Source organism: Pseudomonas sp. GW821-FHT09C10 (assembly GCF_059418085.1).
The window spans coordinates 282,745-301,921 of the sequence record NZ_JBWKPE010000004.1 but is presented as its reverse complement, the minus strand read 5'-3'; the positions used below and the strand labels follow the sequence as shown (position 1 = coordinate 301,921).

The 19,177-nt window shown below is 62.6% G+C and carries 21 protein-coding genes; 12 read left to right on the top strand and 9 right to left on the bottom strand.

Features of this window, described 5'->3' with window-relative positions; all coding sequences use genetic code 11:
- Window positions 1–10: 10 nt before the first annotated feature.
- From hflC to cfaB, 7 genes are all read left to right on the top strand, one after another.
- Window positions 11–997 (top strand): protease modulator HflC, encoded by a 987-nt coding sequence (gene hflC / locus AC07OT_RS10665; protein ID WP_027608192.1) that lies wholly within the window; start codon window positions 11–13, stop codon window positions 995–997.
- Window positions 994–2,028 (top strand): protease modulator HflK, encoded by a 1,035-nt coding sequence (gene hflK, locus AC07OT_RS10660; RefSeq protein WP_495108037.1) that lies wholly within the window; start codon window positions 994–996, stop codon window positions 2,026–2,028. Before hflC ends, hflK begins: the two co-directional genes overlap by 4 nt.
- Window positions 2,025–3,911: a cation-translocating P-type ATPase gene (locus AC07OT_RS10655; protein WP_092355971.1), complete on the top strand. Its 1,887-nt coding sequence runs from the start codon at window positions 2,025–2,027 to the stop codon at window positions 3,909–3,911. The genes hflK and AC07OT_RS10655 overlap by 4 nt, the downstream gene beginning before the upstream one ends.
- A 116-nt stretch (window positions 3,912–4,027) precedes the next feature.
- Window positions 4,028–4,279 (top strand): BufA2 family periplasmic bufferin-type metallophore, encoded by a 252-nt coding sequence (bufA2, locus tag AC07OT_RS10650; RefSeq protein WP_027608195.1) that lies wholly within the window; start codon window positions 4,028–4,030, stop codon window positions 4,277–4,279.
- 60 nt (window positions 4,280–4,339) lie between these two features.
- Window positions 4,340–5,185: an MNIO family bufferin maturase gene (gene bufB / locus AC07OT_RS10645; RefSeq protein ID WP_495108036.1), complete on the top strand. Its 846-nt coding sequence runs from the start codon at window positions 4,340–4,342 to the stop codon at window positions 5,183–5,185.
- The gene (locus AC07OT_RS10640) at window positions 5,176–5,964 is read left to right on the top strand and encodes an HvfC/BufC family peptide modification chaperone (RefSeq protein ID WP_495108035.1); all 789 of its coding nucleotides are present in this window, start codon (window positions 5,176–5,178) and stop codon (window positions 5,962–5,964) included. Before bufB ends, AC07OT_RS10640 begins: the two co-directional genes overlap by 10 nt.
- Before the next feature lie 87 nt (window positions 5,965–6,051).
- Window positions 6,052–7,236, top strand: coding sequence for a C17 cyclopropane fatty acid synthase CfaB (gene cfaB, locus AC07OT_RS10635; RefSeq protein WP_495108034.1), 1,185 nt, complete (start codon window positions 6,052–6,054; stop codon window positions 7,234–7,236).
- A 77-nt stretch (window positions 7,237–7,313) separates the two neighbouring features.
- Here cfaB and cls read toward each other — a convergent pair whose 3' ends face one another.
- Window positions 7,314–8,753, bottom strand: coding sequence for a cardiolipin synthase (cls, locus tag AC07OT_RS10630; protein ID WP_495108033.1), 1,440 nt, complete (start codon window positions 8,751–8,753; stop codon window positions 7,314–7,316).
- A gap of 130 nt (window positions 8,754–8,883) precedes the next feature.
- On the opposite strand from cls, the gene AC07OT_RS10625 reads away from it, so the two are divergent.
- Window positions 8,884–9,405, top strand: a complete 522-nt coding sequence (locus AC07OT_RS10625) for a DUF3617 domain-containing protein (protein ID WP_495108032.1) — start codon at window positions 8,884–8,886, stop codon at window positions 9,403–9,405.
- On the opposite strand, the gene AC07OT_RS10620 is transcribed toward AC07OT_RS10625, so the two are convergent.
- From AC07OT_RS10620 to folE2, 7 genes are read right to left on the bottom strand one after another with little or no spacing between them, the layout of a single operon-like run.
- On the bottom strand, window positions 9,402–10,739 hold the full coding sequence (locus tag AC07OT_RS10620) for a dihydroorotase (protein WP_495108031.1): 1,338 nt from the start codon (window positions 10,737–10,739) through the stop codon (window positions 9,402–9,404). The two genes, AC07OT_RS10625 and AC07OT_RS10620, sit on opposite strands and share 4 nt — an antisense overlap.
- 3 nt (window positions 10,740–10,742) lie before the next feature.
- Entirely contained in the window at window positions 10,743–11,303 is a 561-nt protein-coding gene (locus tag AC07OT_RS10615) for a gamma carbonic anhydrase family protein (RefSeq protein WP_027608202.1), read from the bottom strand.
- Window positions 11,300–11,713: a phosphoribosyl-AMP cyclohydrolase gene (hisI, locus tag AC07OT_RS10610; RefSeq protein ID WP_495100782.1), complete on the bottom strand. Its 414-nt coding sequence runs from the start codon at window positions 11,711–11,713 to the stop codon at window positions 11,300–11,302. The genes AC07OT_RS10615 and hisI overlap by 4 nt, the downstream gene beginning before the upstream one ends.
- On the bottom strand, window positions 11,710–12,588 hold the full coding sequence (locus AC07OT_RS10605) for a metal ABC transporter substrate-binding protein (RefSeq protein WP_108573487.1): 879 nt from the start codon (window positions 12,586–12,588) through the stop codon (window positions 11,710–11,712). The genes hisI and AC07OT_RS10605 overlap by 4 nt, the downstream gene beginning before the upstream one ends.
- A gap of 11 nt (window positions 12,589–12,599) precedes the next feature.
- Window positions 12,600–13,466, bottom strand: coding sequence for a metal ABC transporter permease (locus AC07OT_RS10600; protein WP_027608205.1), 867 nt, complete (start codon window positions 13,464–13,466; stop codon window positions 12,600–12,602).
- A complete protein-coding gene (locus tag AC07OT_RS10595) occupies window positions 13,466–14,134 on the bottom strand; it encodes a metal ABC transporter ATP-binding protein (RefSeq protein WP_495108030.1) in 669 nt (222 codons plus the stop codon). Before AC07OT_RS10595 ends, AC07OT_RS10600 begins: the two co-directional genes overlap by 1 nt.
- The gene (folE2, locus tag AC07OT_RS10590; RefSeq protein ID WP_495100784.1) at window positions 14,131–15,021 is read right to left on the bottom strand and encodes a GTP cyclohydrolase FolE2; all 891 of its coding nucleotides are present in this window, start codon (window positions 15,019–15,021) and stop codon (window positions 14,131–14,133) included. Before folE2 ends, AC07OT_RS10595 begins: the two co-directional genes overlap by 4 nt.
- 128 nt (window positions 15,022–15,149) lie before the next feature.
- Between folE2 and AC07OT_RS10585 the strand changes: the two genes are divergently transcribed.
- Entirely contained in the window at window positions 15,150–16,367 is a 1,218-nt protein-coding gene (locus tag AC07OT_RS10585; protein WP_495108029.1) for an N-acetylmuramoyl-L-alanine amidase, read from the top strand.
- On the opposite strand, the gene AC07OT_RS10580 is transcribed toward AC07OT_RS10585, so the two are convergent.
- Window positions 16,364–16,732, bottom strand: a complete 369-nt coding sequence (locus tag AC07OT_RS10580) for a hypothetical protein (RefSeq protein WP_027608209.1) — start codon at window positions 16,730–16,732, stop codon at window positions 16,364–16,366. The two genes, AC07OT_RS10585 and AC07OT_RS10580, sit on opposite strands and share 4 nt — an antisense overlap.
- A gap of 127 nt (window positions 16,733–16,859) precedes the next feature.
- On the opposite strand from AC07OT_RS10580, the gene dksA reads away from it, so the two are divergent.
- The 3 genes from dksA to AC07OT_RS10565 are packed head-to-tail and all read left to right on the top strand — an operon-like array spanning window position 16,860 to window position 19,141.
- A complete protein-coding gene (dksA, locus tag AC07OT_RS10575) occupies window positions 16,860–17,264 on the top strand; it encodes an RNA polymerase-binding protein DksA (protein ID WP_065937939.1) in 405 nt (134 codons plus the stop codon).
- 27 nt (window positions 17,265–17,291) lie between these two features.
- Complete coding sequence (gene zigA, locus AC07OT_RS10570) at window positions 17,292–18,497, top strand: zinc metallochaperone GTPase ZigA (RefSeq protein WP_495108028.1); 1,206 nt, start codon at window positions 17,292–17,294, stop codon at window positions 18,495–18,497.
- Window positions 18,497–19,141: a DUF1826 domain-containing protein gene (locus tag AC07OT_RS10565; RefSeq protein WP_495108027.1), complete on the top strand. Its 645-nt coding sequence runs from the start codon at window positions 18,497–18,499 to the stop codon at window positions 19,139–19,141. Before zigA ends, AC07OT_RS10565 begins: the two co-directional genes overlap by 1 nt.
- Window positions 19,142–19,177 lie beyond the last annotated feature (36 nt).

The window sequence follows — 19,177 nt, the reverse complement described above, 5'->3', positions numbered from 1 at the left end:
AGTCTGTCTGTTGAGCGCTCATTCTCACGATCATGGTCACCACCACGGCCACCATCACCCTCATCACGGTGATGAACAGGCGGCGGGTCCTTTCCCTTGGCGGCGTATGGCCTGGGCGGTGTTGCTGGTGCTGTTCGCGGTGGCGGCGGCGAGCCTGGTGCAGGTGCGCTCCGGCGAAGCCACGGTGATTACCCGCTTCGGCAACCCGTCGCGGGTGTTGCTGGAACCGGGCCTGGGCTGGCGCTGGCCGGCGCCGTTCGAAGCGGCGATCCCGGTGGACTTGCGCCTGCGCACCACCTCCAGCGGCTTGCAGGATGTGGGCACGCGCGACGGCCTGCGGATTATCGTGCAGGCCTATGTGGCGTGGCAGGTGCAGGGCGATGCCGACAATGTGCAGCGCTTTATGCGCGCCGTGCAGAACCAGCCGGATGAGGCGGCGCGGCAGATCCGCACCTTTGTCGGCTCGGCGCTGGAAACCACGGCGGCCAGCTTTGACCTGTCGAGCTTGATCAACACTGACGCCAGCCAGGTGCGCATTGCCGATTTCGAGGCGCAGCTGCGCCAGCAGATTGATCAACAATTGCTCACCACCTATGGCGTGCGCGTGGCGCAGGTGGGGATCGAGCGCCTGACGTTGCCGTCGGTCACGCTCACCGCCACCGTCGACCGCATGCGTGCCGAGCGTGAAACCATCGCCACCGAACGCACGGCCGTGGGCAAGCGCGAGGCCGCGCAGATTCGCTCCGCGGCTGAGCGTGACGCGCGCATCGTGCAGGCCGATGCCACGGTGAAAGCCGCCGACATCGAAGCCCAGTCACGGGTCGAAGCCGCGCAGATTTATGGGCGTGCCTACGCCGGCAATCCGCAGCTGTATAACCTGCTGCGCTCCCTGGATACCCTGGGCACGGTCGTGACCCCTGGCACCAAAATCATCCTGCGCACCGACGCCGCGCCCTTTCGCGCGTTGGTGGACGGACCCAAGGACGTTCAGCCATGACCGAGCGTGACAGCCCGGACAGCCCCTGGATCCAGGCCGGGCGCCTGACGTTCCTGGCGTTGTACGCGGTGACGGTGTTGGCGGCATTGGCGTGGGCGTTTTCCAATGTGCGGCAGATCGACCCGCAGAACCGTGCGGTGGTGCTGCACTTCGGCGCCCTCGACCGCATCCAGAATGCCGGGCTGCTGCTGGCCTGGCCGCAGCCGTTCGAGCAGGTGGTGTTATTGCCGGCGGCCGACCGGGTGATCGAGCGTCGGGTGGAGAACCTGTTGCGTTCCGATGCGGCGGTGCAGGCTGATCGCGTGGCCAGTTTCGCCACGCCCTTGAGCGACGCCCTGGCCGGCTCCGGCTATTTGCTGACCGGCGATGCCGGAGTGGTGCAGTTGGATGTGCGGGTGTTCTTCAAGGTTACCGAACCCTACGCCTTTGTATTGCAGGGCGCGCATGTGCTGCCGGCCCTGGATCGCCTGGTGACCCGCAGCGCCGTGGCGCTGACGGCGGCGCGCGATCTGGACACGATCCTGGTGGCGCGCCCCGAATTGATCGGTACCGACAACGGCGCCGCCGAGCGTCGCGAGCGGCTGCGGGGTGACTTGGTGCAAGGCATCAACAAGCGCCTGGCCGAGTTGGCCGCCACCGGTCTGGGGCTGGGCATCGAGGTGACGCGGGTCGATGTGCAATCGAGCCTGCCGGGCCCGGCGGTGAACGCATTCAACGCCGTACTCACCGCCAGTCAACAAGCCGACAAAGCCGTGGCAAACGCCCGGACCGAAGCGGAAAAACTCACCCAGACCGCCAACCAGCAGGCCGACCGCCTGGTGCAGGTTGCCCACGCCCAGGCCAGTGAACGCCTGGCCAATGCCCAGGCGCAAACGGCCACGGTCGCCAGCCTGGCCCAGGTCAAGGACCCGGGCTTGCTGTTGCGCCTGTACCGCGAGCGTATGCCGAAGATTCTCGGCCAGGCCGGTTCGGTGACCACGGTCGATCCTAAAGACGACTCCCGCTTGATCATCCAGGGAGCCGAACAATGAGCGCACCCATGCTGACCTCCGCCGAACAGCGCAGCGCTGCCCGACAATTGACCCTGGCCATGCTCGCCCTGGGCTTGCTGACGCTGGGCCTGGTATGGCGCTGGCTGGCGCCGGACCAGACGGGCGTCAGCCAGTTGCTGCTCGGTGTCGCCTCGTTGCTGGTGGCGGTGCCGGTGATGCGCTCGGCCTGGTACAGCCTGCGTTTTCCCAGCCTGCATGGCATTACCGACCAACTGATCGCCCTGGCGATGCTCGGCGCCTGGGCCACCGGCGATCTGCTGACCGCCGCGCTGCTGCCGATCATCATGATCTTCGGCCACGTATTGGAAGAGCGCAGCGTGATCGGCTCCCAGGAGGCGATTCATGCCCTGGGCAAACTGACCCGCAGCCATGCGCGGCGGGTGCAGGCCGACGGCAGCATCATCGAAGTGGATAACGGCACGCTGAGCACCGGCGATATCGTCGAGGTGCGCGCCGGTGATCGGGTGCCCGCCGATGGCGTGGTGCTGTCGGGCCAGGCGAGCCTGGACACGGCGCCGATCACCGGTGAGTCGGTGCCGTTGGAAGCCAGTGTGGGTGTGCAGGTGTTTGGCGGGGCGATCAACCTTGATGGGCTGTTGCGCCTGCAAGTGACGCGCACCGGCAACGAGTCGACCCTGGGCAAAGTCATCGCGCTGATGCAGAACGCCGAACGTTCCAAGCCGCCGATCACGCGGCTGCTGGAGCGTTACGCGGGCAGCTATATGGTGTTGGTGTTGCTGCTGGCGGCAGTGACCTGGTTTGTGACCAATGACGCCCAGGCGATGCTCGCGGTGCTGGTGGCGGCGTGCCCCTGCGCCCTGGTGCTGTCGGCACCGGCAACGGCGATTGCCGGGATCGCCGTGGCGGCCCGGCATGGGATCCTGATTCGCAGCTCGGCGTTCCTCGAAGAGTTGGCGGACCTGACCTCGCTGGTGGTGGACAAGACCGGCACCCTGACTTTTGGCACCCTGCGTTTGCAGTCCATCGAGACCTCGTCGACCGACCGCCAGGCGCTGCTCAACCTGGCGGCCAGCCTCGGTTCGGCCAGTAGCCACCCGGTCAGCCGTGCGTTGGCGGGGTTGGCGACTCAGGCGCAACTGCTGGCGCTCACGGATATTCGCGAGCGCCAGGGCCTGGGCGTGGTGGCACAGACCGAGCAGGGCGAAGCGGCGTTGGGCCGTCCCGAGTTGTTCGAGCAATTGGGTATTGTCACGACGACGGTGCCGAACCATGACGGCCCGATTGCCGGGCTGGCCCTGAACGGGCAGTTTCTGGCCTGGCTGCTGCTGGCCGACAGTGTCAAGCCGGAGGCGCGCCAGGCCCTGCAAGAGTTGCGGGATTTGGGCCTGGGTCGCCAACTGCTGCTGACTGGCGACCGTCAAAGCGTGGCCGACAGCCTGGCGCTGGACGTGGGCATCAGCGATGTCGAAGCCCAGGCGTTGCCGGAAGACAAGCTCAACCGCGTGCTGGGGGAAATCGGCAGCGGCTTCCGGCCCATGGTGGTCGGTGATGGGATCAACGATTCCCTGGCGCTCAAGGCTGGCGTGGTTGGGGTGGCCATGGGCGCGGGCGGGGCGGACATTGCGCTGGCCTCGGCGGATGTGGTGTTGATCGGCAGCGACCTGCGGCGCCTGGGCACCTGTGTGCGCTTGAGTCGCCAGTGCCGGCGTACGTTGCAGGTCAACGTGGTCATAGGCCTGGGCTGGACCTTGGCCATCGTGGTATTTGCCGCCTTTGGCTGGTTGGGTGCTGCGGGGGCGATGATTGCGGCGGTGCTGCATAACCTCAGCACCTTGCTGGTACTGGGCAATGCCGGGCGTTTGCTGCGGTTTCAGGAGCCGCTGTCGAAGCTTGAGGATTAATTTCAGAAATATTTTCACACGGCTGTAACGCCGATAAGGGGCCTCACTCTAGTGCTGTGTCGAGACTGGGCAATCCGTTCAGACCGACGCCACTACCGATCATGAGGAATACGAGAATGAAGATTAAATCCGCTGCTGCTGGTGCTGCCCTGGCGATGGCCGCCGCCACCATGTTTGCTGGTGTTGCGACCCAGGTACAAGCCGCCGATGCGCAAGTGCATTGCTACGGCGTGACGTCCTGCAAAGGCATGAACGACTGCAAAACCGCTGAAAACGCCTGCAAAGGCCAGGCGGTGTGCAAGGGCCACGGCTTCAAGGCCATGACCAAAGCCGCCTGTGACGCAGCGGGCGGCAAAGTCGGCGAATAACCGGCAAACAACCGCAGCGGCAGCCCCCACCGCTGCGGACACTTTGCCCAGGAGCGAGTCATGTCCGCGTCCCTTCCAAGTCTGGGTTACGGCCTGGGTTTACGCAGTGAGTACTACCAGCAGATCCTTGAACAAGCGCCGGCCGTGGATTGGTTCGAAGTGATCTCCGAGAACTATCTGGTGCAGGGCGGTAAAGCCTTGTACTACCTGGATGCGATAGCCGAGCGTTACCCGTTGGTGATGCACGGTGTGTCCCTGTCCATCGGCGGCCCCCACCCCGTCGACATGGACTACCTGAAACACCTCAAGCAGCTCGCGGAGCGCATCCAGCCCGCGTGGATTTCCGATCATTTGTGCTGGAGCCGTGGCAGCGCGCACCAGTTGCATGACCTGCTGCCCCTGCCTTACACCGAAGAAAGCCTCTACTACGTAGCTGCTCGCGTTCGCCAAGTGCAGGATGTGTTGCAGCGCCCGCTGGTGCTGGAAAACGTCTCCAGTTATGTGCGTGCCAAGGCGGATGAATTCACCGAATGGGAATTCCTCAATGCCCTGGCCCACCTGTCGGGCTGCCAGTTGCTACTGGACGTTAACAATGTGTATGTCAGTGCGCGCAACCATGGCTTCGATGCCTGGACCTTTATCCGCAACCTGCCGCCCGACAGCATCCGCCAACTGCATCTGGCAGGGCATATGGATTACGGCGACTACGTGGTCGATACCCACGACCATCCGGTGTGCGACCCGGTGTGGGCGTTGTATCAACAGACCCTGGAGCATTTGGGCCCGGTCTCGACGCTGTTGGAGCGCGATGACCATTTCCCGCCGTTCGAAGAGCTCCTCACCGAGCTGGAAAAGGCCCGCAAGCTGGGCGCCGCAGCCTTGGCCCGGAGGTCGTTATGCGCCTGACCGACTGGCAGTTGGCCTTTGAACAGCACTTGTCAGCGCAGACGCCAGATACCACCAATGGCTTTGCCGCCACGTTATTGGGTGGGCCGACGCTGGATGTAGACACCGGCCTGGCGATCTACCACAACGCTTATCTGGCACGGTTGCTGGAGGTGTTGCGGCACGACTTCAGCGCCATCCGGTATTGGCTGGGGGATGATGAGTTTGCGCTGCTGACGCAAGCCTATGTGCGTCGCTATCCGTCGTCCCACTACAGCCTGCGCTGGCTGGGGGAACGGTTTCCGGCGTTTATCCACGAGCACCTGGTGGCCGAGCAAAGTGCGCCGCTGGTTGAACTGGCCCAGTTGGAGTGGGCCTTCACCCTGGCGTTCGATGCGCCGCAGGGTGAGCCGCTGACCCAGGATGATATGGCGGTGCTGCCGCCCGAGGATTGGCCCGGTTTGCAGGTCTCCCTGACACCATCCGTACAGCAGCGACTTTGCCACTTCAACACCGTGGCCATCTGGCGTGCCAGCAAGGATGGCGCGGATTTCCCCGACAGTCACACCTTGGACTTCGCACAGATCTGCCTGGTATGGCGCGATCAGAATGTGTGCCGTTATCGCAGCCTGGAACCGGCCGAGGCGTTTGCGCTGGCGGGGATGGTGACGACCGGTTGGCGCTTCGCAGAACTGTGTGCGCAACTGGCAGTCACTTATGGAGAGGGTGCACCACTGCAAGCGGTGACATGGCTGAAACAGTGGATCCAGGACGGTTTGCTCCAGCGCCGAGCCCCATAGAAGAACGCTATCAAATCGATAGCCTCCTACTTTTTCTCGGGATGGTCTACCCTCATTCCAGACGTCTGAAACAAGGGGGGACTACTCATGCTCGCGCAACTTCCACCGGCCTTACAGAATCTTCAGCTGCCGCTGCGTCTTCGACTCTGGGATGGCCATGAATTCAACTTGGGCCCCGAGCCCAGTGTGACCATCGTGGTGAAGGACCCCACGGTCGTGCCCCAACTGACCCATCCCACACTCGACTCGTTGGGCGGAGCCTTCGTCGAGGGCAAACTGGAGCTGGAAGGTTCCATCAGCGAAGTGATCCGGGTGTGTGATGAGCTGAGTCATGCCTTGGTCGAGGACGACGGCGCGAGTCTGCCGGTGCGATCGATCCACGACAAGGCCACCGACGCCGCGGCTATTTCCTACCATTACGACCTGTCCAACGCGTTCTACCAGCTATGGCTGGACCAGGACATGGCGTACTCCTGCGGTTATTTCGAAACCGGCAGCGAATCCATCGACCAGGCCCAGCAAGACAAATTCCGCCACCTGTGCCGCAAACTGCGCTTGCAGCCCGGCGAGTACCTGCTCGACGTAGGCTGTGGCTGGGGCGGGCTGGCACGTTTTGCGGCGCGTGAGTTCGGGGTGAAAGTGTTTGGTATCACCCTGAGCAAGGAACAGCTGGCATTGGCCAAGGAGCGGGTCAAAGCCGAGGGCCTGGAAGACCAGATCGACCTGCAACTGCTCGACTACCGCGATCTGCCCCAGGATGGTCGTTTCGACAAAGTGGTGAGCGTGGGTATGTTCGAACACGTCGGCCACGCCAACCTGGCGCAATACTGCAAGACCCTGTTTGGTGCCGTGCGCGAAGGCGGCCTGGTGATGAACCATGGCATTACCGCCAAGCACACCGACGGCCGGCCCGTGGGCCGTGGCGCCGGGGAGTTTATCGAGCGTTATGTGTTCCCCAACGGCGAACTGCCGCACCTGGCGATGATGACTGCCGAGATCAGCGAAGTCGGGCTTGAAGTGGTCGACGTCGAAAGCCTGCGCCTGCATTACGCGCGGACCCTGGACCATTGGAGCGAGCGCCTGGAAGACAACCTGGAAGCGGCGGCGAAGCTGGTGCCGGAGCAGGCGTTGCGCATCTGGCGGCTGTACCTGGCCGGGTGTGCCTATGCGTTTGCGCGGGGCTGGATCAACCTGCACCAGATCCTCGCGGTGAAGCCTCACGCGGATGGCAGTCATGAACTGCCGTGGACGCGGGAAGACATTTATCGCTGAGCTGATGTTCCAGAAAGGTGGAGATCTAAATGTGGGAGGGGGCTTGCTCCCTCCCACATTTTTTACCGCATCGGCCGTTAGAGAATCGGTGAGATCAAGCGCGCCACCCGCATGCCCAGTTGCTGCAGGCGGCGGGTCTCGCGGCTTTCTTCCTGGCTCACTTCATGGGCCTGGGCGAAGTCGTCCAGCAGCATCTGTTCCACCTGCTTGGCGAAGGCTTCGTCGACCGTCAGCAACATCACTTCGAAATTCAGCCGGAATGAACGGTTGTCCATGTTCGCACTGCCGATGGCGCTGATCTCGTTGTCCACCAGCACCACCTTCTGATGCAGAAAGCCCGGCGTATAGCGGAACACCTGGACACCAGCGCGCACCGCCTCGATCGCATACAGGCTGGACGCGGCGTACACGATGCGGTGGTCGGGCCGCGATGGCAGCAACAGGCGCACGTCCACGCCCCGCAGGACCGCCAGGCGCAGGGCGGCGAACACCGCTTCGTCGGGGATGAAATATGGGCTGGTGATCCACACGCGCTCGGTGGCCGCATGGATGGCCTCGACGAAAAACAGCGAACAGGTTTCATAGGGATCGGCCGGGCCGCTGGCGAGCAATTGGCAGAGCACGCCGTCTTCGGGGTAGGCGTCCGGCAGGATCAGCGGCGGCAGCTCGCGCGCGGCCCAGAACCAGTCCTCGGCAAACGACTCCTGCAAACACGCCACCACCGGGCCGGTAACTTGCACATGGGTATCGCGCCATGGCGCCAATGGCGGTTTTTTGCCCAGGTATTCATCGCCCACATTGTGCCCACCGACAAACCCGGTGACACCGTCCACCACCACGATCTTGCGGTGGTTGCGGAAGTTGACCTGGAAACGGTTGAGCCAACCGCTCCGGGTGGCGAATGCCTTGACCTGCACCCCGGCGTCGCGCAGCGATTGCACGTACTGATGGGGCAGGGCATGGCTGCCGATGCGGTCGTACATGACGTAGATGCCCACGCCTTGGGCAGCCTTTTCCTTCAACAGCGCCTGTAACTGACGACCGAGTTCATCGTCATGAATGATGAAGAACTGGAACAGCACGGCGGTTTTGGCATTGCGAATGGCGTCGAAGATTGCACTGAAAGTGGCCTCGCCGTTGATCAGCAAGTGCACTTCATTGTTTGCCAGGCACGGCATGCGGCCCAGCTTGGGCATGGCACGCAACGACGCGTAGGCACTGGAGTTGCGCGCGGCGAGAGCCTCCTCGACCCAGGGGCGCCAGTTCAGCTCGGTGATCGCGGTGTGCATTTCCTGGTTGGCCTGGCGACGGGCCTGGATATACGCGTCAAAGGTGCTGCGGCCAAAGATCAGGTAGGGGATCAGGGTGAGATAGGGCATGAACATCAGTGACAGGGCCCAGGCGATCGAGCCTTGAGCGGTCCTGACGGTCAGCACCGCGTGGATCGCGGCGAGAGTCCCGAGCAAGTGCAGCGTGGCGATGAAGTAGGCGAGCAGGTGCGGGCCAAAGAAATCCATGGACGACGGTACTCCAGACAATCCAATGCCTAACAGACCATGAACGGCTGCGAATGTCGCTATTTTATTTGCCGTGCAACACTGGCACTTTTGCGGCGTCTAACGCCCACAATTGCCCAGGAGTTACCCGATGAATGCTCGTCTGCTTGGTTTGGCCATGGTTGTTGGTTTGTCGTTGCCGGTGGCAGCGCAGGCGCAGATGCTGGCGCCGGGCTTGTGGGAATTGACCACCAGCAATATGAAAGTCGATAACCAGGACCTGCCGGACCTGTCGCTGATCCTCGGTCAGCTCAAGCAACAGATGACCCCCGAACAGCGCGCCATGCTGGAAAAACAAGGCATCACCATGGCCGGCAAAGGCGTGCAGGTGTGTCTCACCCCGGCACAAGTCGCCTCTGATTCGATCCCCCTGACCGACCCGCAATCGGGCTGCAGGCAGGAAGTGACCGACAAGACCGGTAACCAGTGGAAATTCCGTTTCAGTTGCCCGAAAGCCCAGGGCACCGGCGTCGCTACCTTCCAGAGCCAGAAAGAGTTCACCACCACCGTCAACGGCACCTTCAATGCCACCGGCGTTCAGCAGAAGGGCAGCCTGGATACCCACGCCCAATGGCTGGGCACCGATTGCGGTACGGTCAAGCCTCGCGCTTAACGCAGAAAGTACAGCGGTAAACCCTGGCAGCTGTCGACCACCTGGCCGTTGTGCCAGGCCAGGTGGCCGGAGACCAGGGTGGTGCTCACGCTGTGGCGAAAGCTGCGTTCGGCGAACGGCGTCCAGCCGCAGCGGGCAAGAATCGGCTCGTCCCTGACCGGTTTTCCTTCGGGCTCCGGTTTGATCAGCACCAGGTCGGCCCAATACCCTTCGCGCAGGTAACCTCGGTCCGGGATGGCAAACAGGTCGGCGACACGGTGGCTGGTCTTGGCCACCAGGGTGGTCAGGGGCAGCAGCTCATCGGCCACCAACTCCAACAACGCCGGCAGCGCGTGTTGCACCAGGGGCAGACCCGCGGGCGCTTCACGATACCCCAACTGTTTTTGCGCCCAGGTATGCGGCGCATGGTCGGTGCCAATCACATCCAGACGATCACTCAGCAAGGCCTGGCGCAGGGCGTCGCGGTCGGCGCGGGTCTTGATCGCCGGGTTGCATTTGATCTGGTGGCCGAGGCGGTGATAGTCACGGTCATCGAACAGCAGGTGATGCACGCAGACCTCAGCAGTAATGCGTTTTTGTGCCAGGGGTTTGTCTTCGAACAATGCCAACTCGCGGGCGCTGGTCAGGTGCAGTACATGTAGGCGTGTGCCGTGACGCTTGGCCAATTCCACCGCGAAGGAGGATGAGCGATAGCAGGCTTCGGCATCGCGGATCAGCGGGTGGGCGACGGCGGGGATCCTGTCACCAAAGCGCTCACGCATGCGCTGCTCGTTGGCTTGGATGCTCGGCGTGTGTTCGCAGTGGGCCAGCAGAATGGTCGGCACTTCGGCAAACAGCCGTTCCAGGATCCGTGGGTCGTCCACCAGCATATTGCCGGTAGAAGCGCCCATGAACACTTTGACCCCGGCCACTTCGCGCGGGTCGAGGGCGGCGACGGTGTCGAGGTTGTCGTTGCTGACCCCGAAGTGAAAGCCGTAGTTGGCCACCGAGTGCAGGGCCGCGCGGCGCTTTTTATCGGCCAGGGCTTCCAGGTTCAGCGTGGCCGGGTTGGTGTTGGGCATGTCCATGACGCTGGTGATGCCGCCGGCTACCGCTGCGCGGGACTCGCTGTAGAAGCTGCCCTTGTCCGGCGCGCCGGGGTCGCGAAAGTGCACCTGGTCGTCAATCATGCCCGGCAGCAACCACTGGCCTTGGGCGTCGATGGACACGGGCGCGGCGTTCCCGCCGATGCTGCTGGCGATCTTTTCGATACGGCCATTGGCGACCAGCACGTCGGCGTCGAATTCCTCGCCTTCGTTCACCAGGCGGGCGTTGCGGATCAGCAGGCGGCTCATGGCTTAGAACTCGTTTTGCAGGGCTTTGTAACCGCGCACTAGGTCGACGTTGGTACGTGCCACGTCTTCGGAAAACTCCGAGGCGCTGACACTCACCGGCGGGAATTGCGACAGGTCGGTATTCGGCCCGATGCGGGTGGTGGAGGGTACGTAGAAGGCGGCGGGCAAATCACGGCCGTCGACCACCGAGTTATGGCGTACCACGCAGCCATCGCCGACGGCGCAGTTGAACAGCACGCTGTTGAAACCGATGAACACCCGGTCGCCGACGGTGCAGGGGCCGTGGACGATGGAGCGGTGGGCGATGGATGTGAATTCGCCGATGGTCACGGCGGCGCCGGACTTGGAGTGGATGACCACGCCGTCCTGGATGTTGGAATTGGCGCCGATGGTGATCGGGTCCATGGCGCCGCCGGCGTCGACTTCGTCGGCGCGGATCACGGCGTAGGGGCCGACAAACACGTTCTCGCCGATGATGACTTTGCCGCAGATGATCGCGGTCTTGTCGACGTAGGCCGATTCGGCAATCACCGGCAGATCGCCGGAAGGGTTCTTGCGGATCATGCAACTGGCTCCGTCATGATGTGAACGTAGGCGCCGTCGATGGCGTTGTAGAAACAGGTGGGGCGGCCGGTGTGGCAGGCCGGGCCTTGCTGGTCGACGATCAGCAGTACTGCGTCGCCATCACAATCCAGGCGCGCTTCCACCAACTGTTGCCAGTAGCCGGAGCTTTCGCCTTTGCGCCACAGCTGTCGGCGCGAGCGCGACCAATAACAAACCTGCCCGGTAGCCAGTGTTTCGTTGAGGGCCTGGCGATTCATCCAGGCCAGCATCAGCACTTCGCCGCTGCCGTGTTGCTGGGCGATGGCGGCGATCAGGCCGTCGCTGTTCCACGGCAGGGCGTCGAGCACGGCGGCGAGTGGAAAGCGGCTGCCGACGGCAGCCCCTTCCAGTTCGAGCATGCTCAGGGTCATGGCTTGCTCAATGCTGCGCACAGGGTGTTGAGGTTGTACTCGAACAGCCCGGTGAAGGTGCTCGCCGGCCCTTCTGCGGCCAGGGCGTCGGAGTACAGCGTGCCGCCAATCTGCGCGCCGCTTTCATCGGCGATCTGCTTGAGCAGGCGCGAGTCCTTGATGTTTTCCATGAATACGGCCTTGACCTTGTCCTTGCGGATCTGGGTGATGAGCGCGGCGACTTCGGCGGCCGAAGGTTCACGTTCGGTGGACAGGCCTTGCGGTGCGAGGAACTGGATGCCATAGGCCTGGCCCAGGTAACCGAAGGCGTCATGGGAGGTGACGATGCGACGGTTACCCGGTGGCAGCGCGCCGAACTTGGTCTTGGCTTCGGCCAGCAGGCGGTAGATTTCTTTCAGGTAGGCCTGGCTGTTGCGCAGGTAGTCGGCCTTGTTGGCCGGGTCGGCAGCCACCAGCGCCTTGGTGATGTTGTTCACATAGATTTCGGCGTTGGCCAGGTTGTGCCAGGCGTGCGGGTCGGGGATGGTTTCGCCGTCTTCCTCCATGGTGTGGGAAATCACACCTTTGCTGGCGGTGACCACCGTGGCCTTGGTTTCGGTGCTGGTCACCAGACGGTCCAGCCACGGCTCGAAGCCCAGGCCGTTCTTGATGATCAGCTTGGCCTTGAGCAGCGCCTTGGCGTCGTCCGGGGTTGGCTCGTAGGTATGGGCATCGGCGTCGGGGCCGACCATGTTGCTGATCTGGATGTGATCGCCACCGATCTGGTGGGTGATGTCATCGAGAATACTGAAGCTGGTAACCACCTGGAGTTTGTCGGCGGCCTGGGCCATCGACAACGGCAGCAGCAGACTGAACAGCACGAGTAGAGCGCGCATCGGGAAACACCTCATTGGGATGTAAGCAAAGGCGGGCGGCGCAGCAAGCCGTGCACCGGACCGAAGACCACGGACAGCAGGTACCCACCGCCAGCCACCAGCACAATCGCCGGGCCGCTGGGCAGCGAGAAGTAGAACGACAGCAATAAACCCAACCACACCGACAGGCATCCCAGCACCGCCGATACCGCGATCAACACCGGCAGGCGCCGGCTCCAAAAGCGTGAAGCGATGGCCGGCAGCATCATCAAACCCACCACCATCAAGGCGCCGATGGCCTGGAAGCCAATCACCAGGTTCAGGACCACCAGGGTCAGGAACAAGCCGTGGGCCAGTGGGCCAAGGCGGCTGACGGTTTGCAGGAACAGCGGGTCGAGGGTGTCCAGCAGCAGCGGTTTGTAGATCAGCGCCATGGCGATCAGGCTGAACCCGGAAACCCAGAGCATGCCGGTCAGGGTAGTTTCGTCGACGGCCAGGGCCGAGCCGAACAGCAGGTGCAGCAGGTCCAGGCGCTTGCCGGCCAGCCCCAGGATCAACACGCCGGCGGCGAGGGAGATGGGGTAGATGGCCGCCAGGCTGGCATCTTCGCGCAGGCCGGTGCGGCGGGTGATCCACGCCGACAGGCCGGCCATGCCCAGGCCAGCGCCCAGGCCGCCGATGGTCAGCGCGGGCAGGCTCAAGCCCGCGAACCAGAAGCCCAGAGCGGCGCCGGGCAATATGCCGTGGGCGACGGCGTCACCGATCAGGCTCATGCGGCGCAGGATCAGAAATACGCCGAGCGGAGCGGTGCTGCAGGCGAGCACCAGCCCCCCGATCAGGGCGCGACGCATGAAGACGAAGTCGAGGAAGGGCATCCACAGGTGGGCGGCGAAGTGCATCAGGCCACCTGCATGTGCGGCTGCGGGCGGATCAACTCTTTGCTGGAACCGAATACACAGCCACTGCTTTTGATTTGCACCACTTGCTGGGTGTGTTGGCGTACGGAGGCCAAGTCATGGCACACCACCACCAACGTCCGGCCTTCGGCGTGCCAGGCGTGGATATGGCTCCAGCACAGCGCCTGGCCTTCTTCGTCCAGAGCGGCATGGGGCTCGTCAAGCAGTAACACTGGCGACTCGGCAAGGCTCATGCGAGCGAGCAATGCGCGTTGTAGTTGGCCGCCTGACAACGCCATCAGCGGGCGCTGTTCCAGGCCACTGAGGCACCAGTCGTCCAACACTTTTTGCAGGCGCTCGCTTCTTTGCTGCGGGGTGAGGCGCGTGCCCCAGAAACCGGCGGCGACCAGTTCTTGCAGGCTGATGGGGAACTGACGATCAAGGTGCTGTTGCTGGGGCAGGAACGACAGGCCACCTCGGCGTGGAACATCCACGGTCACTTTGCCCGCCAACGGTTTTTGCAGGCCGGCGATGACTTTGAGCAGGCTGCTTTTGCCGCAGCCGTTGGGGCCGATCACGCCGGTGAGGCTGCCTTTTTCCAGGGTGAAATCCACGGCGGGAGTGAGCGGTTGGCCAGGGGCGCCCCAGCGTAAAGCGGTGCAGGTGATCATGCAGGGTTTCTCGTCCAGCGGCTTTCAGCCACGGCATCGTGCGCGTGCAGGCTTTCGGCGTGGATCACTTTGAGGTGGAAGGCTTTGACCGCATCCGAGCGTTTCAAGGCGAGGTTAAGGCGGCGGGCGGCGTCTTCGCAGAACATCAGGTTCTGCCCGTTGGCCAAGGCGAAGGCTTGTTCGTCCGCGCGTTTTACGGCGGTTTGTACGGCGGTGCCGAGTGCGGCTTCGGCAGCGTTGATCAGCTCGGTCAGCGCCAGATGCTCGCCTTGCAGGTGCACGTGCAACTGCGCGCTGCTGCGCTGGCTGTGGGGCGTGGCGACGATACCGTTGGCGCTGCCGAGCCAGGACAGCACGTCTTCATGCTGCAACGGCGTGTTACCGAAGTCTTGGAGAAATTGCTGCTGAATCAACTGCCTGGCGAGGGCGGCGGAACAGGGGCAGGTTGAAGAATAGGTAACGTCAATTTTTAGTTCCACGTGGAACATCTGGTTTTCAAGGCGCGCTTCGATGCTCACCGGGTAGGCCTTCCAGCCGGCCAGTGGGCTGACCAGTGCTGGGCGTTTCAGCAGCAAATTCGTGTGCAGACGCAGGTAGGCGTTCTTAGATAAATCTTCATGACTGTCGAGAAACCGCTGCAGTACATTGCGCAGAAGTGCAGGCGTAACGGGCTGCTGTTCGAGCATCTCCAGTGCCAGGTACAGGCGTGACATATGAATGCCACGGGCGGTGCCGTCGTCCAGGCTGACGCCGGCATCGGCGCTGGCGCTCAGGCGTTGGCCGTCAATGAGGATCGGCAGGGCGATGCCGCACATGCCCACCCAGTCGAGTGGCAAGGCTTGGCGTGAAGCCTGCGCGGCAATATCCGGCAGAGTCAGCGCATTCATAAGCAGGTCCATCGTTGGAAATAATTCGACATGTTATAGTATAACAATAGAGTCGACGATGAATTTTCTGCCCCGGCCTTTTTTCACTCATGTGGAGTACGGACGCTCCTCCATTTGCGGTATTTGTCATGCACAGACGTCAGCTCCTCAACCTGCTCCTGGCCAGCCCTTTGTTTGCTTTGCCGTTCGCCGCCCACGCGACCCAGATCCGCAATGCACGCCTATGGCGCTCGGACGACAAGCTGCGCCTGGTGTTTGATCTTAGCGGCCCAGTGCAATACAAGACCTTCTCCCTGACTGCTCCGGAACGCCTGATCATCGACCTGAGCGGCGCAGGCCTCAGTGGTGACTTTTCTCAACTTGAGCTGAAGAACAGCGGGATCACCTCGATTCGATCGGGGCATTTCGGCAAGGCGGATACGCGCATCGTGCTCGACCTGGCCGCGCCGATGCAGCTCAACAGCTTTGTATTGCCGCCTCAGGACGGGCAGGGCCATCGCCTGGTGCTGGACCTGACCAGCGCCACCCGTGCACCGCGTCAAAGTCAAATCGCGGCTGAGGCGGTGCCCTTGGTGGCCGCGGTGAACAAGGCGCACCCCAAGCGCGACATTATCGTGGTGGTCGACCCCGGCCACGGCGGCAAAGACCCCGGCGCTGTCGGCTCCAAGGGCCAGCGCGAAAAAGACGTGGTGTTGTCTATCGCCCAACTGCTGGCCAAGCGCTTGAAGCGCGAAAAGGGTTTTGACGTGAAACTGGTGCGTAACGACGACTTCTTTGTGCCGCTGCGCAAGCGCGTGGACATAGCCCGTCAGCACAAGGCCGATATGTTCATCTCGGTGCATGCCGATGCCGCGCCACGGCTCACGGCCTCGGGCGCCTCGGTGTATGCGCTGTCGGAGGGCGGCGCGACCTCGGCCACGGCGCGCTTTATGGCCCAGCGCGAAAACGGCGCGGATTTGCTGGGCGCCACCACGTTGCTCAATCTCAAGGATAAGGACCCGATGCTGGCCGGGGTGATTCTTGATATGTCGATGAACGCCACCATCGCTTCCAGCCTGCAACTGGGCAGCTCGGTGCTGGGGAGCCTGCAAAGCATCACCAGCCTGCATCAGAAGCGTGTGGAACAGGCGGGGTTCGCGGTGCTCAAGTCACCGGACGTGCCGTCGATCCTGGTGGAGACCGGCTTTATCTCCAATGCCCAGGACGCCCAGCGCCTGGTGACGGCGCGTCATCAACAAGCGGTTGCGGATGGCTTGTTCGAAGGCCTGAAAAAATACTTCCAGAAGAACCCGCCAATGAACAGCTACATGGCCTGGGTTCAGGAACAGAAGAATGCTCAGGTCTAACAGCCGGTAATTCGGCTGCACGTGAATTTGGCAGTGGCGCCACCGGAGCTGGAAAACCGGTTGATCGTGGTCCAGCCCACGCGCCGCGTGTAGCCCACCCATGCCTCTCCATCCGACGCCAAACCGGTAAAGAACGTCAATTGCCCGTAGCGGCTGTTGGTTTGTGCCCAATAACGTTTCCCGATCACTTCGAAACCGCGCAGATACGTGGTGGTGCCCACCGTTGCCACGCTGTAGGCATTGCCCAGGGGGTCCACACAGGCCAACAGGTTGGCGCTACGCGTGCACGTGGCCAGCAAGCTTGGCGCTTGGGCACAGGCAGGCCCCGCGACTGCCAGTAACAGGGCGCACACCAGGTATTTCATAAGGGGGCTCGGGGGCTGGTAAGTGTTCAAGCATTGCGCCCTTCGTCGTAACGAGCAAGGGGGATTGGCTTATTTGTATTGTTATACTATAACATAAAAGCACAGCCTGACCCGTGAACCGCTCCCCATGACCGAACAAGACCTGCTGGCCCAACCGCCCGCCGACTACATGAATGAAGCCCAGCAAGGCTTTTTCCGCGAACTGTTGCTGACTCAGCGCCATGAACTGCAAGCGCGCATCGAGGGCGAATTCCTGGTGCTGCGCGAGCAGGAGCCCAACAGCGACCCGGCCGATGTGGGCAGCGCCGAAGAACAGCGCCAGTGGCAACTGCGCTTGCTGGAGCGGGAAAAGAAGCTGCTCGACAAAATCGACGACGCCCTCGAGCTGCTGGCCCGCGGCGAATACGGCTGGTGCCGCGAAACCGGTGAGCCCATCGGCCTGCAACGCCTGCTGCTGCGCCCCACCGCCACCCTGTGTATCGAAGCCAAAGAACGTCAAGAGCTGCGCGAACGCCATAAACGGGCGATTTGACCGGCCAACCCTGATGAGGATTACCTGATGCCCAATCGTCTCCCCGTTACCGTGTTGTCCGGCTTTCTCGGCGCCGGTAAAAGCACGCTGCTCAACTACGTCCTGCGCAACCGCGAAAACCTGCGCGTGGCGGTGATCGTCAACGACATGAGCGAAATCAACATCGACGGCAGCGAGGTGCAGCGTGACGTTACCCTCAACCGTTCCGAAGAAAAACTGGTGGAGATGAGCAACGGCTGTATCTGCTGCACCTTGCGTGAAGACTTGCTCGAAGAAGTCGGAAAACTCGCCAAGGAAGGTCGCTTCGATTACCTGTTGATCGAATCCACCGGTATCTCCGAGCCGTTGCCCGTGGCTGAAACCTTCACCTTCCGTGATGAAAACGAACAAAGCCTGGCCGATATCGCGCGCCTGGACACCATGGTCACCGTGGTCGACGGCATGAACTTCCTGCTCGACTACCAGGCCGCCGAAAGCCTCGCCTCACGGGGCGAAACCCTCGGTGAGGAGGACGAACGCTCGATCACCGACCTGTTGATCGAGCAGATCGAATTCGCCGACGTGATCCTGATCAGCAAGATCGACCTGATCAGCAGCCACGAGCGCGAGGAACTGATGGCGATCCTTGAACGCCTCAACGCCCAGGCGGAAATCATCCCGATGGTCATGGGCGAGGTGCCGCTGCACAAGATCCTCAACACCGGCCGCTTCGACTTCGAACGTGCCGCGCAGGCGCCGGGCTGGTTGCAGGAACTGCGGGGTGAACATGTGCCGGAAACCGAAGAGTACGGCATTGCTTCCACGGCTTACCGCGCACGTCGGCCCTTCCACCCGCAACGCTTCTTTGACTTTATCGACCGGCCTTGGGTCAACGGCAAATTGCTGCGCTCCAAGGGCTTTTTCTGGCTGGCCAGCAAGCATCAGGATGCGGGCAGCTGGTCCCAGGCCGGTGGCTTGATGCGCCATGGGTTTGCCGGACGCTGGTGGCGCTTTGTGCCGAAAAGCCAATGGCCCCAGGACGAAGAAAGCGTCGCCGCCATCATGGGCAACTGGCAGCTCAGTACTGGCGACTGCCGTCAGGAACTGGTGTTTATCGGACAGAACATCGACTTCGCGTGGATGCGTGCCGAGTTGGACGCGTGCTTGCTCACCGATGAAGAACTGGCCCTGGGTGTCGAAGGTTGGCGCCTGCTGGCTGATCCGTTTGGTCCCTGGTATGAAGAGGCCGCCTGATGCTGGCACCGCTTATCCCCTTGCGCCCGATGGTTCGCCAGACCCGTGGTGAAACCCCGCTGGCGCTGTCCGATATTCTCGAAGACGGCGTGAACCTGGCGCTGTGGCAGCGCCAATTGCCGTTGCATATCGCCGAGTTCGGCGCCTTGCTGGTGGCGCTCAATGAGCCGTTGGCCGAGTCCCTGGTGATCGACCTCAACAGCGAAGACGCCGAGCCGAACCTGTGCGGTCTGGCATCCAGCTGCCGCGATCTTGAAGGCTACGAAGGGTTTATCGCCGATGTGTCGTGGCTGGTCAGCGCCTTTGCGTGCCTGCTCGGCGCCAAGCGCATCGGTGTGCGCCTGCGGCTGCTGGATAAAGCCATGTGCCCGCGTTTTCACGTTGACCATGTGCCGGTGCGGCTGATCACCACCTACGCCGGCATCGGCAGTCAGTGGTTGCGCGAAGGGGTGATGGACCGCCGCAAGCTCAGCCAACCGGAAGCCGAACCGAGCGAGCGCATCGAACAGATCCAGTGCGGTGAAGTGGCCCTGCTCAAAGGCACCAAATGGCACGGCAACGAAAACCACGGCCTCATCCATCGCTCCCCGGCGCTGAAAGCGGATGAGCGCCGATTGATTCTGACGCTGGATTGGCTCGCGTAACCGCGTAGGATCAAACCCTCTACACGGTCCGAACGA